Here is a 15,779-nt window from a genome sequence, read left to right as displayed (position 1 = left end):
ATATCAATTCAAAATGAAAAAAGTAATCTTAGGAGTAGCTATGTTAGCTGCTATTGGTTTAGTAAGTTGTAAAAACGAAGCTAAAAAAGAAACAGAAACAAAAGAAGCACAAACAGAGCAAACTACTACTAAAGAAGTAGCAATGACTGAAGCAACTTTTGGAGTAAGAGGTAATTGTGGAATGTGTAAAAACACCATTGAAAAGGCAGTAAACGGTGTTGATGGAGTAGCATCAGCTGATTGGGATAAGGTACGAAAGCAAATCGATGTGTCGTTTGATAATTCTAAGACTAATTTAGATGCTATTCATAACGCAATTGCAGCATCTGGTTACGATACTGATAAAGTTGCTGGAAATGAAGGAGCGTACGAAAATTTACCAGGTTGTTGTCAGTACGATCACAATATGGAAATGAGCTTACAAGGGGATGTAAAAGCAGACGAAACGTCTAATCACTAATTAGAAAAAAGTGTAACGAAATTTTAAAATCGTTACACTTTTTTTCTTGTTTTAACCATGCTTTCAAAAAAAAACAATAATTTTAGCTAAGGCTTTTTATTGGCGTAGTATATTAAAAGTGAATACAAATAAAGTTGCGATGGAAAAAGTAGATACGTATATAGAGAACATAAAAAATTGGCAGGAAGAAACAAAGCTCTTACGACGCATTTGTTTGGATTGTGGTCTTGAAGAAGATTTTAAATGGAAGCACCCTTGTTATACTTTTCAAGGAAAAAATATTGTATTAATTCATGGTTTTAAAGATTATTGTGCATTGCTTTTTTATAAAGGAGCTCTGTTAAAAGATACTGACGGAATTTTAATTCAACAGACAAAAAATGTACAATCAGCTCGTCAAATTAGATTTACAAAACCAGAAGAGGTTGTGGGTTTGACGTCAACTATTAAAAGATATGTTTTTGAAGCGATAGCAGTTGAAAAAGCAGGTTTAAAGGTGGAGACTAAGAAAACTTCAGAATTTGAAATGGTAAGTGAATTTAAAGAAGTGTTGGAAGAAAATTCAGATGTAAAAAAAGCTTTTGAAGCTTTAACTCCAGGGAGGCAGAGAAGTTACTTGTTGTATTTTTCTCAAGTAAAACAATCGAAAACACGTTTATCGAGAATAGAAAAATCGATACCCAAAATGATGGAAGGCAAAGGACATAATGAAAGGTAATAAAGCTACCTAAATTTAAGTAGCTTTATAGAAACTTAGATGAAAACTAGATAAATCATATTATTACATATTACGAAACCTTAGCGGTAGCGTGAAACATTTGTGTAGACACGGCAATACGATTCCAAATATTAATTTCTCCTATTTGTATAATAATTTGTGCTATTTCATTATCGCTAAAGTAACTTTTAAGCTTTTGGAAGGTTTTCTCTGTTAGTCCTTTATTGCTTATTAGTGTTATTTCATCAGTAGCAGCTAATAAAGCTTTTTCCTCTTTAGAAAATAAAGGGGATTCTCTCCAAACACTCAACGCAAAAATTCTGTTTTGTGCTTCTCCGTTTTTTAAAGCCTCCGTTGTGTGCATTTCTATGCAATAAGCACAAGTGTTAATTTGTGAAGCTCTTATTTTTATAAGGTTCTTACTCTTTTTTGAAAGCGTTGTTGTTTCAAGGTATTTGTAAATTTCTAAGATTGCATTGTAAGCATTAGGCTCTAATTCTTGAATATTTAGTCTTTGTTTCATAATTTTTAATTTGATAAACCAAAGGTATTATTCCGTGTAAAGTTAAAACTTAAACCTGTTTAAGAAACGATAAGAGGTGTAGAGAGCTAGGAAAAAGATTAGTTAAAATTTAAACATAAACAACTTTACGATATTTGTTAGCGTATTCAGAAGGAGTCATATTGGTGACCTTTTTAAAAACTTTTCTAAACCCCTTAGCGTCATTATAACCAACTTCATACATAATTTCACTAACCGTTTTATTTCCTCTCTCAAATTCTTTTTTAGCAGCTTCAATTTTAACGCGTTGTACATATTCTATGACGGTATTGGAAGTTGCTTTTTTAAAGCGTCTTTCAAAAGTTCTACGACTTACAGCAATTTTTTCAGAAAGCTCATCAACAGTTATTTTTTGCTGATAATTTTGTTCAATATGTTCTTGAATTTTTAAAATCTCTTTATCATTATGAGATTTCTGTCCTTTAAAAATAATGAAAGGAGATTGGCTATTACGACTAATATCTATTTCAAAAATTTTAGAAGAAAGCACAGCCATGTCACGACCAGCAAATTTTTCTACCAAATAAAGGTTTAAATTTAAAGAAGAATAGGCGCCACCACTTGTATATACCCCATTTTCGTCAGTAATAATTCTATCATCAACAAGATTCACGTCAGGAAACATTTTTCTAAATTCATCAGCAGCCAACCAATGCGTAGCACAATCCTTACCGTTAAGTAGCCCTGTACTAGCTAATAAAAAAGCACCTATACAAAGGCTAGCTATTTCAGCACCATTAGCATACTGCTCCTTTATCCAAGGAATAAAAGCACTATTCTTTGAAATTACTTGAGCATAATCTCCATGAATGGCAGGAATAATAATCAAATCCGTTTTTTGTACATCAGCAATTGTTGTGTTAGGAATAATACTAAATAGTCCGTTGCTTAACCTAGTTTTTTTATGTGTGCCAACAAGATGCGTTGTAAAGATGGGGTGTTTACCAGCTTTTAATAAGGCATCGTTAGCCATAGTAAACATTTTATAAGTGGCTTCTAAATTACTCAAACTAGAGTCGCCTTCAGGTACAAGAATAGAAATGTGTTTCATGAGTTGTTTTTCAATAGGTTAAACCATTTCAAATATAAGAGAAGCAATTGTCGCAATCAACCCGTGGTATTGTCGGGAACATACCTTTGAGGTATGGATTTGTGTTTTTATTTTTGATAATCAGTAAGTTATAGTGGTTTTAGAGAAGTTTTAAACGAATATAGTATTGAAACTATAGCCTTGTTAAGGTCATCGTTAACTACAGAATGTTTGAAGTATAAAACAATGAAAACATGGGCAAGCCTAGAGCTAGAGGATGTACTGAACGTATAAAACTTCTTTTTAGATATGTGGCCTAAAGCAATGGAAAAGATAAAAGAATTAGTAGAAAGAAAAATTAGAATAAACATAATCTTAAAAACAAGAAAAATGAAAGTAAATCCTTATTTAAATTTTGATGGAGATGCAGAGCAAGCATTCAATTTTTACAAATCTGTATTTGGTGGTGAATTTATCGCAAATATGAAAATGAGTGATGCCCCTGATGTAGAAAAGTTAGTGAAAGAAGAAAAAGAACGAACAATGCATATTTCGTTACCATTATCAAAAGATACTATTTTAATGGCATCTGATACAGTTCCTTCTATGGGGCATAAGCTCAACAAAGGAAACAATAATTATATTTCGCTACACCCTGAAAGTCGTGAAGAAGCAGATCGTTTGTTTAATGGCTTATCAGTAGGTGGAAAAATTGAAATGCCTATGGAAGATCAGTTTTGGGGAGATTATTATGGGAGTTTTGTCGATAAATTTGGTGTCCATTGGATGATTAATTATAACGAACAGTATAGTTAAACTTAATATCTTTTTAATGGTAGAAGTCTTTAAAACATCGGTAACATTAATGGAAGAAGAAGTGTTTTTGTTAAAAGAACTTCGAAAGAAGTTTCCAGATTACCTAATTAATTTTGATTTGGAAGACTGTGATAATATTCTACGAATTGAAGTAGTAGGCACAAAAATTAACCTTATTTCGATTATTGAGTTAGTAGAATCTTATGAATTTAATATTGAAGTATTGAAGTATTGAAGTATTGAAGTATTGGAGTATTGGAGAATGAGTTGAGTATAAAAGACAAAACAATATTAGAAAGTTAACACATAAATGTATTGTAAAAATAAAACCCTGTTAGAAATCTAACAGGGTTTTTTTGTGACCTCGGCAGGATTCAAACCTGCAACCTCTTGAGCCGTAATCAAGTGCACTATTCAGTTATGCTACGAGGCCTTTTTGCGGGTGCAAATATAAGAATGTTTTTTAAAATGTAAAGCAAAAAAATAATTTTTTTTCAAGCTTTTTAAATTATTTGTCAGCTTCTATTTCTTGTTTAAAATTGTTAATAGTCTGTTGAGCTTTTTCAAGGTCTGATTCATAGATAAATACGTCAATAGAATTACCTAAGGTTCCAAAACCAGCAACTCTTCCAGCCTCTTTATTGTCTTTAACTAAATGTGGGACTTCAATTTCATCAAGTAGTTGACTTAGTCTGTTTACGAAGATTTGAGATCCCGAGAAAACTTTAATATGCTTGTTCATAATGGTAAATTTTTAATCCAACGAATTTATGGTAACATAAGCACGCCATCCAATAATAGCCAATTGAAATTTTGATGCTTTCGATATATCCAATTCTTTTTTAGTAAAAGAAGGTAAAAGAGTCTTGTTTAGCTTAGCTAAAAACGTAAAAAAAATTTTTTTCATTAGTTGTTGATTCTATTATCAAAAATAACGAAAAATAATTTAGTGTAAATCAGAAAGTAAGTTTAACTTACTTTCTGATAAGGTGTTTTTACTTTTTCTTTTCCATCATTTTTTTGGCAAGCTCAGCGCCAATTAATGATTCTAGCAAGTTCCCACTATTTCCACTTTTGTTTCCTTCGATATAAGTAGCTGGTAGCTGTAGGTCCTTAATTTGTTGTGCTACTCCAACTGCTGTTTTGTAATCCCATTCAGCTCTCTCTTGTGGAGTTAAACCAGCGCTTACTAATTTTGCATTTTCATAGTATTGAGCATCAGCAGCAACTTTTTTACTTTTAGCTTTATATTGCTCAACTTCATATTGTTTTTTCTCTTTGATTAAATTAAACTCCGCAACTTTAGCTTCTGTTTCAGCAGCAATTGTTTGTTGTATTTGTGCTTTTTCTAATCGGGCACGTTCTTTTGCTTTTTCTGCTTCACCTTTTGCTTTTTCTTTTTGAGCACGATAAAATTCGCGTTCCGCTTGTTGTTTTTCTAATTGAGTTTGTGCTACTTCTTCTTTTTGTAACTGTAAACGGTTGTCAAAAGTTTCTTCCCAATCAATTTCATTAACTACAGCTTGTACTACGGTTAAACCGTATGATTTTAATGAGTTTCCTTTAACACGAACAGGCTGCCCCTCATTCATTTTAATTCTGAATCTTTTTTGACGAGATTCTTTGTTAGGTACTGTTCTTACCACAGTGCTGTCGCCAATAATATCTGGCTTTTGGTTGTCTACATACTCTTCTAAAACATACATCCCGTTTTCTAGCTGATCTTGAAAATAACGATCAAAGTCGGCTGCTTGTCCTGAGATATAATCTTGTGCGGCCATTAACTTGCAGGTATTTTTAATTGATTGATCAATGTTGGGGATGATACGAGAGCGAATTAGGTTTTTTTCTGTTTTATTCCTATCCGCAACCGATAAAAATTGATCTCGATCACTTGTGTTGATGCTGATAACGATAGAGGTGGCAATTTGACCTTTTACGGCGTCATTAAATTCCCACTGACGAGCTTTGTCAACATAAGCATATTTACTTTGATCACCCAATCTTCCTTCTTCATTGGGAATAACATACTTTATAGGGATCTCGAACTGAATAGGGATTAACCTTCCCCACATTTTAGTTTTAATACCTTGTTGAAATACTGCTTTTTGTCCGCCCCAAGGGTATTGTACTGCATAAGCGGTACCAGGTTCGGCATAGAAAAATATGCCTGTTATTATGCTCATAATAACCCCGATAAATAAAAATTGTAAACTTCTTTGAGTTGTAAACCAGTTAATAATTTTATTGTTTTTGATAATCGATTTTAAAATAATAGAGATAACTCCAGTAATAATTAATAAAATTCCGATAAATGTTAGCATATAAGTAATGTTTGAATTGTTGATTAATAAATAATTTATAAAATGATGGTTGCGATTTTTAACGCAAAAGCAATTAGTTTGAAAGCCAGTGTAATCATGTTAGGTTCGTGTGTTTTAGTTAGTAAATAATGATAAATTCCGGAATTGTTTTTTCAATATATGAGAAAGGAAATATTACTACCAAACTTTTGAATCGTATTTAATTAAATTGAGTTCGTATGTATATGTAAATAAATCAGTTTAGTTTTAATGTATAACATAGTTTTCTATGTTTAGATTGTGAAATGTAATCTTAAGTACTGTTTACTGTTTGTTTCTGTAAGGTTTTAAAGGTGTTTTTAGAAGTGGATTTGAGAAGTAAAGGGAAAGATGTCTTTTAAAAAGAGGAATTTGGGCCTTTTGATTTTTTTTTAAGTTTGTTAGAGGAAAAAAAGAGCCGTTTTAAAAGGAGTGTTTCCTTAGTTGTATCTGTTTCAAAACTTCGTAACAAAAGAGTATCTTCGCCTCAAAAATATTTTATGAGCATTGTATATATTATTATTGGGTTACTATTATTAGTATTAGGAGGAAATTGGCTGTTAAAAGCGGCGGTTGGTTTGTCACTTAAACTACATATACCAAAAATAGTAATAGGTATGACAGTGGTATCGTTTGCCACATCAGCTCCCGAATTAATAGTTAGTATAAAATCGGCATTAGATGGAGCTACAGGGCTTGCTGTAGGAAATGTTATAGGGTCTAATATTGCGAACTTAGGGTTGGTGTTGGGAATTACAGTGATACTATCGTCAATTGATGTAGAAAAAAGTTTTTATAAGACTGATTGGCCAGTAATGATGATTGCTTCTGTACTACTGTATTTTTTTATAGTGAATGATAAAACCATTCAGTTTTATGAAGGAGCTATCTTATTTGGAATGTTGATAGTGTTTTTAATTTATTTGTTACGTTTTCAAAAACAAGCTGTTGTTGATGAAATGCCTGAAGATGATGAAGAGTTGCCATTGTATAAAATAGTATTGTTTATAGCTGTTGGTGGAGTTGGTTTATGGGGCGGTTCAGAATTGTTAATTAATGGTTCTGTAACTTTAGCAAAAAACTTAGGAGTAAGTGATGCTATAATTGGAGTAACGGTAGTTTCGGTAGGGACGAGTGTTCCAGAATTGGCTGCATCAATTATTGCTGTGTTAAAGAAAGAAAAAGCTATTTCATTAGGGAACTTAGTAGGTTCTAATGTGTTTAATATTTTAGCCGTTTTAGGAATAACTGCAATGATTACACCTGTTGAGGTAAAACCAGACGCCTATAGTTTGATTAATAATGATATTTATTGGATGCTAGGAGTTTCGTTTGCCATATTACCTTTAGTGTTTATCCCAAAAGGATTGCGTTTAGGGTGGAGAGATGGAGTGTTGTTGTTAATTGCCTATATTACTTTTGTGTATTTAACCATCTCTTAAGTGAGAGAGGAAATTTAAAGTATAAAAAAAGCCGCAAATTTGCGGCTTTTTTAGTTGTGTTGTTGTGTGTTAATTATATGTTGGCACCTTTTACGGTTTCTATAATTCTTCCAGCTACTTTGTAAGGATCAGCATTTGAAGCAGGTCTTCTGTCTTCTAACCAACCTTTCCATCCTTTTTCTACAGTAATAATAGGGATACGGATTGAAGCGCCTCTATCAGAAATTCCATAGCTAAAGTCAGATACGTGAGCAGTTTCATGTAGCCCTGTTAAACGTTCATCATTATTCGCTCCATATACATCAATATGTTCTTCAGTAACAGGTCTGAAAGCCTCGCAAATTTTTTCGTAAGTTTCTTGAGAACCGCAAGTTCTTAACGTAGTGTTAGAGAAGTTTGCATGCATACCAGAACCATTCCAGTCTCCTTTAATTGGTTTTGGGTGGTATTCAATATAGTACCCGTATTTTTCAGTTAAACGATCTAATAAATAACGAGCAACCCAAATTTCATCACCTGCTTTTTTAGCTCCTTTCGCAAATAATTGAAATTCCCATTGCCCCGGAGCAACCTCTTGATTAATTCCTTCAAAATTTAAACCAGCTTCAATACATAAATCGGCATGCTCCTCCACGAAATCTCTTCCCCAAGTATATCTTCCTCCTACAGAACAGTAGTATTTTCCTTGAGGTCCAGGAAATCCACCACGTGGAAAACCTAAAGGTAAATCTGTTTTAGTGTCCATTAAGAAGTACTCTTGCTCAAAACCAAACCAAAAATCATTATCGTTGTCGTCAATTTTAGCACGTGCATTAGACGCATGTGGAGTGCCGTCAGCATTTAAAACTTCAGACATAACTAAGAATCCATTTTTTCTTGTAGGATCAGGATAAATAGCAACAGGCTTTAGTAAGCAGTCAGAAGCACCACCAGAAGCTTGTTCTGTAGAACTTCCGTCAAAAGACCACATAGCGCAATCTTCTAATTTACCACTAAAGTTTTCTTCAACTTTAGTCTTACTACGCATGTTTTGAGTTGGTTCATGACCATCTAACCAAATGTATTCTAATTTTGATTTACTCATGATTTTTGTTTTTGTGTTGTTATCGAGTTAATTACAAGGCAAAATTGAGTATTTTTTATTAAAGGTCAAAATTTTTAAGGGTATTTTTGTTTTAAATTAACTTTAAATTAATTTTACCCCTGTTTTTTTAGGGGTGTATAAATTAAAAATGTATTTTTGAGTGTCTAATTTAATACTTTATTATATGTCAACTTTAAGATTCAGTGCGTTACAAGAGGTTTTGCATAGAGAAGCCGTTGTAGTAGAAGAAAATGAACGTCGTTCAGAATTGTTTGGTAAAAATGTTTTTAACGAGCAAGCAATGCGTCAATACATGACTAAAGAAGCATACCAAAGTGTAATGGATGCTATTGAGTTTGGAACCAAGATTGATAGAAAAACTGCTGATCAGATTGCAGTGAGTATGAAAGATTGGGCATTGTCTAAAGGAGCCACTCATTATACCCACTGGTTTCAGCCTTTAACAGGAGCTACGGCAGAAAAGCACGATGCCTTTTTTGAAACAGTTGATGGAGGAGGGGCAATGGAGAAGTTTGACGGAGGTCAATTAGTACAACAAGAACCAGATGCGTCTAGTTTTCCTAATGGAGGAATTCGAAATACCTTTGAAGCTCGAGGGTATACTGCTTGGGACCCGACATCTCCCGCGTTTATTTATGGTACTACCTTATGTATTCCCACAGTTTTTGTAGCTTATACGGGAGAAGCATTGGATAATAAAGCGCCGTTGTTAAGAGCATTGCAAGCAGTTGACACAGCAGCCACAGCAGTTTGTAAGTATTTCGATAAGAATGTGAGTAAAGTAAATGCAACCTTAGGTTGGGAGCAAGAGTATTTTTTAATAGATATCGCATTGGCAGCAGCGCGTCCTGATATTATGATGACAGGAAGAGCATTGTTAGGGCATGCTCCAGCAAAAGGGCAGCAGCTAGACGATCATTATTTTGGATCGATACCTACACGAGTGTTGAATTTTATGCGCGATTTAGAGCATGAATGTATGTTGTTAGGAGTACCTGTTAAAACACGACATAACGAAGTAGCACCAAATCAGTTTGAGTTAGCGCCAATTTTTGAAGAAGCAAACTTAGCGGTAGATCACAATTCATTATTAATGGATGTGATGGAAAAGGTATCACAACGTCATAAATTCAAAGTACTATTTCATGAAAAACCATTTGCAGGAATCAACGGTTCAGGAAAACATAATAACTGGAGTTTAGCGACCAATACAGGAGTTAATTTGTTAAGTCCCGGGAAAACTCCGATGAAAAACCTACAATTTTTAACTTTCTTTGTAAATACCATCAAAGCAGTTCATGATTATGAAGAGTTAATCAGAGCATCGATAGCGAGTGCTAGCAACGATCATCGTTTAGGAGCTAATGAAGCACCACCAGCCATTATTTCAGTTTTTATTGGAACACAATTGTCTTCGGTATTAGATGAATTAGAGAACGTTACCAAAGGAAAATTATCACCAGAAGAAAAAACCGATTTAAAATTAAACATTGTCGGGAAGATTCCTGAAATTTTATTAGATAACACCGATAGAAATAGAACTTCACCCTTTGCTTTTACAGGAAATAAATTTGAGTTACGTGCGGTAGGCTCATGGTCTAACTGTGCAGGTCCTATGACTGTACTGAATACGATTATTGCCAAACAATTAAATGAATTTAAAGAAGAAGTAGATAAGTTAATTGATACCAAAAAACTTAAAAAAGACGAAGCTATCTTTAATGTATTGAGAGAATACATTAAAGCATCAAAGAACATCCGTTTTGAAGGAGATGGATACGGAGAAGCTTGGGAAAAGGAAGCAAAGAAAAGAGGCTTATCAAATAATAAAACAACTCCTGAAGCATTGAAAGCAAAAGTTTCTAAAAAAGCAATAGCGCTTTTTGAAGAAATGGGCGTGATGAATAAGGTTGAGGTAGAAGCACGTCATGAAATTGAGTTAGAAGAATATTCTAAGAAAATACAAATTGAAAGTAGAGTGTTAGGTGACATTGCGAGAAATCATGTGATACCGATTGCTATTCAATACCAAAATACGTTGATAGAAAATGTAAGAGGTTTGAAAGAAATTTTTGGAAATAATTTTGAGAAATACGCTAACGAACAAATCGATTTAATCCAGAAAATATCTAATCATATTGCTGAAATCAATTCTAAAATAGAAGATATGATTGAAGAGCGTAAAAAAGCCAATAAGCTAGAAGGACAAAAAAATGCAGATGCTTACTGCAACAAAGTGAAACCTTATTTTGATGAAATTCGTTATCACTGCGACAAGCTAGAATTGATGGTAGATGATAATTTATGGCCTTTAACTAAGTACAGAGAATTATTGTTTACAAGATAGTTAATGAAGAACGAATTAAACTTTGAGAGAACCAATGCTAAAGATGAGAATTTTGTTAGTTTGGTACAAGAACTAGATACCTACCTCTCTGGAGTTAATGGAAGTGAAGATGAGTTTTTCAGACAGTTGAATACCATAGAAGCATTACCTTATGTAATTGTAGGTTATATAGGAGCAATACCTGTAGGCTGTGGAGCCTTTAAAATAGTTGAGGATAAAACAGTAGAGGTAAAACGAATGTACGTCAAACCAACATGCAGAGGAAAACATATAGCAACACGTATTTTAAATGAGCTAGAAGAATGGGCAAGACAGGAACAGTTTGATACAATTATTTTAGAAACAAGTAAAACCATGGAGCCTGCGGTAAACCTGTATCAACGAAATGGATATGTGATTATACCTAACTATGAACCCTATAAAGAGGTATCGTCAAGTATTTGCTTTACAAAACAATTGTCAAGTATGTAATAATGGTAACTATAGAAAAACTCACTCAAAGCCATTGGCAAGAAATAGCAGCCATATTTAAGGAAGGAATCCAGACTAAAAATGCTACTTTTAGAACTCAAGTTCCTAGTTGGGAAGAATGGAATGCATCACACCATCAACACTCTCGGTTTATTGCTGAGGAAGTAAAAGAAGTAGTAGGTTGGTGTGCTATAGCCCCAGTATCAATAAGATTTGAATACAGAGGAGTAGCAGAAGTAAGTGTATATGTGAAACAAGGAGTGGTAGGGAAAGGAATAGGAAGTTTATTGATGGAAGCTGCTATACAATCTTCAGAAGAGAAAGGTATTTGGACGTTGTATTCAAGTCTATTTCCCGAAAACGAAGCAAGTGTCAAGTTACATCTTAAATACGGTTTTCGAAAGATAGGATACCGAGAAAAAATAGCACAGTTAGATGGAGTTTGGAGAGACACCGTTTTGTATGAAAGACGAAGTAAAAAACAACAATTACTTTGATAGTTTACTGTTTTTAAAGTAATTTCGCGGCAACAACAACACAACACATGAGTAACGAAGTATCTAAACGCTACGCACAACGCGGAGTATCGGCATCTAAAGAAGATGTACACAACGCTATCAAGAATATTGATAAAGGATTATTTCCAAAAGCTTTCTGTAAAATTGTTCCAGATTATTTAACGAACGATGAGGACTATTGTTTAATCATGCATGCAGACGGAGCAGGAACGAAGAGCTCGTTAGCATACATGTACTGGAAAGAAACAGGAGATATCTCGGTATGGAAAGGGATTGCTCAAGATGCTTTAATCATGAATATTGATGATTTATTGTGTGTAGGAGCTACTGATAATATTATGTTGTCTTCTACGATTGGGCGTAACAAAAGCAATATTCCAGGAGAAGTTTTGTCGGCAATTATCAATGGAACAGAAGAGTTGATTGCTGAATTAAAAGAGTTTGGAGTTACCATTCATTCAACAGGAGGAGAAACTGCCGATGTAGGAGACTTAGTTCGTACCATTATTGTAGATTCTACAGTAACTGCTCGTATGAAACGTGCTGATGTAATTGATAATGCAAATATCAAAGCAGGAGACGTCATTGTAGGTTTAGAATCTTTCGGACAAGCAACGTATGAAAAAGAATACAACGGAGGTATGGGGAGTAACGGATTAACTTCTGCACGTCACGATGTATTTCACCACTATTTAGCAGAGAAATATCCAGAAAGTTTTGATGCTTCAGTACCGTCTGATTTAGTGTATTCAGGAAATACAAAATTGACAGATGAGGTAGCAGATTCGCCAATTGACGCGGGTAAGTTAGTGTTGTCACCAACAAGAACCTATGCGCCAATTATCAAAGAAATTTTATCAAAATTCTCTTCGAAAGAGGTACATGGAATGATTCACTGTTCTGGAGGAGCACAAACTAAAATTTTACATTTTGTAGATAATCTGCATATTGTAAAGGATAATATGTTTCCAATTCCGCCATTATTTAAATTGATACAAGAGCAATCAAAAACAGATTGGAAAGAAATGTATCAAGTATTTAACTGTGGACACCGAATGGAGTTATACCTGTCTCCTGAAGTAGCAGAAGATATCATTGCAATTTCAAAATCGTTCAATGTAAATGCACAGCTTGTTGGTAGGGTAGAAAAATCGGATAAAAAGCAACTAACTATTAAAAGTGAATACGGAACTTTTGAGTATTAAGCTTTCTTAAAAAAGAAATAAAATAACAACTTTTTTATGTTGGTAAAAATGTAAAAAGCTAATTTTTAGTTTTTTACATTTTTTTTTGGTTGACTTTATGACTTTAATCATGTTTTAAGTTGTTTTTTTTGAGTTGTTTTATAAGTGTTTTATTAATCGCTAAATTCTCAGTAAAACAATGAAATCAACAACACACAACACACCTAAAAAAGTAGTTACACGAGACAAAGCATTACAAGCGTCACTTATTTATTTTAACAACGATGATTTGGCAGCAAGCGTTTGGTTAAATAAATATGCGTTAAAAGATTCTGAAGGAAATATTTACGAAAGTACTCCAGATGATATGCATCGTAGAATTGCCAAAGAAGTTGCACGAATTGAAAAAAAATATGCAAACCCGCTAACAGAGTCAGAAATATATGAAGTAATAAAAAACTTCAAATATATAGTGCCACAAGGAAGTCCGATGGCAGGAATAGGGAATCCGTTTCAAATAGCATCACTTTCTAATTGTTTTGTAATAGGAAACGAAGGAGATTCAGATTCGTATGGAGGTATTATGAAGATAGATCAGGAGCAAGTACAGCTCATGAAAAGAAGAGGAGGTGTAGGACACGATTTATCACATATAAGACCGAAAGGCTCCCCCGTAAAAAATTCAGCATTAACATCCACAGGAATTGTTCCGTTTATGGAGCGCTATTCGAACTCAACGCGAGAGGTTGCTCAAGATGGTCGTAGAGGAGCATTGATGTTGTCGGTGTCTATCAATCATCCAGATTCAGAAGACTTTATTGATGCTAAACTAGAACAAGGAAAAGTAACTGGAGCTAATGTTTCAGTAAGAATAGACGATGCTTTTATGAACGCAGTAAAAAAAGGAGATACGTATACGCAGAAATACCCTGTTTTTAGTAAAAATCCGAAGTATTCAAAAACGATTGAAGCGAAAGAACTATGGGAAAAAATAGTACATAATGCATGGCAATCTGCCGAACCAGGAATCTTGTTTTGGGATACCATAATTAATGAATCGGTACCTGACTGTTATGCCGATGTAGGTTATAAAACGGTATCAACCAATCCTTGTGGTGAAATTCCATTATGTCCTTATGATTCGTGTCGTCTGTTAGCAATTAACTTGTTTTCATATGTAGAAAACCCGTTTACCAAAAAGGCAATTTTTAATTTTAAACTGTTTAAAAAGCATATTGTCATTGCTCAGCGAATGATGGATGATCTTATTGATTTAGAATTAGAAAAAATAGATAAAATTTTAGAGAAAATTGATGCTGACCCTGAATTAGATGAGGTGAAAGCTACCGAGAAAACACTTTGGTTAAATATTAGGAAAAAAGCTTATGAAGGAAGAAGAACAGGAATAGGAATTACGGCTGAAGGTGATATGTTGGCAGCATTAGGAATTCGATATGGAAGCAAAGAAGGAAATGAGTTTTCGGTAAAAGTCCATAGAACATTAGGAATAGAAACCTATAGAGCGTCAGTAAACTTAGCTAAAGAAAGAGGGGCATTTTCAATCTTTGATGCAGCAAGAGAAAAAAACAATCCGTTTATTTTACGTTTAAAAGAAGCTGATAGCAAGTTGTATTATGAAATGCTAGAGTATGGACGCAGAAATATAGCGTTACTAACCATTGCTCCAACAGGTACTACGAGTTTAATGACACAAACATCTTCTGGAATTGAGCCAGTATTTATGCCTGTATATAAACGTAGGAAAAAAGTGAATCCTAATGATAAAGGAGTACGTGTAGATTTTGTAGATGAGGTAGGAGACTCTTGGGAAGAATACGTGGTGTTTCATCACCGATTTAAACAATGGATGGAAGTAAATGGGATTGACGTTTCTAAGAATTTTTCACAAAAAGAGTTAGATAAGTTGGTAAAGCAATCGCCATATTACAAAGCAACCTCTAACGATGTAGATTGGTTAAGTAAAGTAACGATGCAAGGAGCTGTACAAAAGTGGGTAGATCATTCTATTAGTGTAACTATTAATTTACCGAACGATGTTAGCGAAGAGTTGGTAGGAGAGTTGTATTTAAAAGCTTGGGAGGTAGGTTGCAAAGGAGTTACGGTGTATAGAGATGGATCAAGATCGGGGGTGTTGATAGCAAATGATGAGGAAAAAGAGGAGAATAATAAGTTGACATCATTTCCAATCAAGCGCCCACAAGTGTTAGAAGCAGATGTAGTTCGTTTTCAAAACCAAAAAGAAAAATGGATTGCTTTTATTGGATTAGTGGATGACAAACCCTATGAAATTTTTACGGGTTTAGCCGACGATGAAGACGGAATTTTATTACCACGTTGGGTAGAAAAAGGTTTTATTATAAAAAACAGGAATGAAGATGGAAGTTCGCGTTATGATTTTCAGTATAAAAATAAACGTGGGTATAAAACTACAATAGAAGGATTATCACATAAGTTTAATCCAGAATTTTGGAATTATGCGAAGCTGTTTTCAGGAACCTTACGTCACGGAATGCCAATTGATAAAATAGTAAAACTAATTCAGAGTTTACAGTTAGACAGTGAATCGATTAATACTTGGAAAAACGGTGTAGTAAGAGCCTTAAAGCGTTATGTTGAAGACGGTACAAAAGTAAAGGGGCAAACGTGTGAAAATTGTAAATCAGATAATTTGGTGTATCAAGAAGGATGCTTGACTTGTAATGATTGCGGGACATCCAAATGCGGATAGTTTTTTAGAAAAATAAATATTAAAAGCTCATGAGC

The 15,779-nt window shown here is 33.9% G+C and carries 16 protein-coding genes and 1 tRNA gene; 10 read left to right on the top strand and 7 right to left on the bottom strand.

What is annotated here, in order from left to right; genetic code table 11:
* Window positions 1–13 precede the first annotated feature (13 nt).
* Both V1T75_RS04565 and V1T75_RS04560 read left to right on the top strand, forming a co-directional pair.
* The gene (locus V1T75_RS04565; protein ID WP_330487382.1) at window positions 14–460 is read left to right on the top strand and encodes a heavy-metal-associated domain-containing protein; all 447 of its coding nucleotides are present in this window, start codon (window positions 14–16) and stop codon (window positions 458–460) included.
* 139 nt (window positions 461–599) lie between these two features.
* Window positions 600–1,178: a YdeI/OmpD-associated family protein gene (locus V1T75_RS04560; protein ID WP_330487381.1), complete on the top strand. Its 579-nt coding sequence runs from the start codon at window positions 600–602 to the stop codon at window positions 1,176–1,178.
* Between the two features lie 70 nt (window positions 1,179–1,248).
* Here V1T75_RS04560 and V1T75_RS04555 read toward each other — a convergent pair whose 3' ends face one another.
* Window positions 1,249–1,701 carry a carboxymuconolactone decarboxylase family protein gene (locus tag V1T75_RS04555; protein WP_330487380.1) on the bottom strand — a complete coding sequence of 151 codons (453 nt, stop codon included), beginning with the start codon at window positions 1,699–1,701 and terminating at the stop codon, window positions 1,249–1,251.
* A gap of 109 nt (window positions 1,702–1,810) precedes the next feature.
* Entirely contained in the window at window positions 1,811–2,791 is a 981-nt protein-coding gene (locus V1T75_RS04550) for a GlxA family transcriptional regulator (RefSeq protein WP_330487379.1), read from the bottom strand.
* 369 nt (window positions 2,792–3,160) lie between these two features.
* Between V1T75_RS04550 and V1T75_RS04545 the strand changes: the two genes are divergently transcribed.
* Window positions 3,161–3,586, top strand: coding sequence for a VOC family protein (locus tag V1T75_RS04545; protein WP_330487677.1), 426 nt, complete (start codon window positions 3,161–3,163; stop codon window positions 3,584–3,586).
* 16 nt (window positions 3,587–3,602) lie between these two features.
* Window positions 3,603–3,821 (top strand): hypothetical protein, encoded by a 219-nt coding sequence (locus V1T75_RS04540; RefSeq protein WP_330487378.1) that lies wholly within the window; start codon window positions 3,603–3,605, stop codon window positions 3,819–3,821.
* A 124-nt stretch (window positions 3,822–3,945) separates the two neighbouring features.
* Here V1T75_RS04540 and V1T75_RS04535 read toward each other — a convergent pair.
* The 4 genes from V1T75_RS04535 to V1T75_RS04520 form a co-directional block, all read right to left on the bottom strand.
* A tRNA-Arg gene (locus V1T75_RS04535) sits at window positions 3,946–4,019 on the bottom strand.
* Window positions 4,020–4,094: 75 nt separating this feature from the next.
* The gene (locus V1T75_RS04530; protein ID WP_330487377.1) at window positions 4,095–4,328 is read right to left on the bottom strand and encodes a putative signal transducing protein; all 234 of its coding nucleotides are present in this window, start codon (window positions 4,326–4,328) and stop codon (window positions 4,095–4,097) included.
* 12 nt (window positions 4,329–4,340) lie between these two features.
* The gene (locus V1T75_RS04525; protein ID WP_330487376.1) at window positions 4,341–4,493 is read right to left on the bottom strand and encodes an SsrA-binding protein; all 153 of its coding nucleotides are present in this window, start codon (window positions 4,491–4,493) and stop codon (window positions 4,341–4,343) included.
* An 88-nt stretch (window positions 4,494–4,581) separates the two neighbouring features.
* Entirely contained in the window at window positions 4,582–5,910 is a 1,329-nt protein-coding gene (locus V1T75_RS04520) for a cell envelope integrity protein TolA (protein ID WP_330487375.1), read from the bottom strand.
* 518 nt (window positions 5,911–6,428) lie between these two features.
* Between V1T75_RS04520 and V1T75_RS04515 the strand changes: the two genes are divergently transcribed.
* Window positions 6,429–7,370, top strand: a complete 942-nt coding sequence (locus V1T75_RS04515; protein ID WP_330487374.1) for a calcium/sodium antiporter — start codon at window positions 6,429–6,431, stop codon at window positions 7,368–7,370.
* A 73-nt stretch (window positions 7,371–7,443) separates the two neighbouring features.
* On the opposite strand, the gene V1T75_RS04510 is transcribed toward V1T75_RS04515, so the two are convergent.
* Entirely contained in the window at window positions 7,444–8,454 is a 1,011-nt protein-coding gene (locus tag V1T75_RS04510; RefSeq protein ID WP_330487373.1) for a glutamine synthetase beta-grasp domain-containing protein, read from the bottom strand.
* Between the two features lie 184 nt (window positions 8,455–8,638).
* On the opposite strand from V1T75_RS04510, the gene V1T75_RS04505 reads away from it, so the two are divergent.
* From V1T75_RS04505 to V1T75_RS04485, 5 genes are all read left to right on the top strand, one after another.
* The gene (locus V1T75_RS04505) at window positions 8,639–10,822 is read left to right on the top strand and encodes a glutamine synthetase III family protein (protein WP_330487372.1); all 2,184 of its coding nucleotides are present in this window, start codon (window positions 8,639–8,641) and stop codon (window positions 10,820–10,822) included.
* Between the two features lie 3 nt (window positions 10,823–10,825).
* On the top strand, window positions 10,826–11,293 hold the full coding sequence (locus V1T75_RS04500; RefSeq protein ID WP_330487371.1) for a GNAT family N-acetyltransferase: 468 nt from the start codon (window positions 10,826–10,828) through the stop codon (window positions 11,291–11,293).
* A 2-nt stretch (window positions 11,294–11,295) separates the two neighbouring features.
* Complete coding sequence (locus V1T75_RS04495; RefSeq protein ID WP_330487370.1) at window positions 11,296–11,790, top strand: GNAT family N-acetyltransferase; 495 nt, start codon at window positions 11,296–11,298, stop codon at window positions 11,788–11,790.
* Between the two features lie 47 nt (window positions 11,791–11,837).
* A complete protein-coding gene (locus tag V1T75_RS04490) occupies window positions 11,838–13,016 on the top strand; it encodes an AIR synthase related protein (protein WP_330487369.1) in 1,179 nt (392 codons plus the stop codon).
* Window positions 13,017–13,194: 178 nt separating this feature from the next.
* Complete coding sequence (locus V1T75_RS04485) at window positions 13,195–15,744, top strand: adenosylcobalamin-dependent ribonucleoside-diphosphate reductase (RefSeq protein WP_330487368.1); 2,550 nt, start codon at window positions 13,195–13,197, stop codon at window positions 15,742–15,744.
* The last annotated feature ends 35 nt before the right edge of the window (window positions 15,745–15,779 follow it).

It is taken from the genome of Tenacibaculum sp. FZY0031 (assembly GCF_036350695.1).
GTDB lineage: Bacteria > Bacteroidota > Bacteroidia > Flavobacteriales > Flavobacteriaceae > Polaribacter.
Note: the sequence above shows the minus strand (reverse complement) of the source record. Positions and strands in the feature narration are given on the sequence as shown.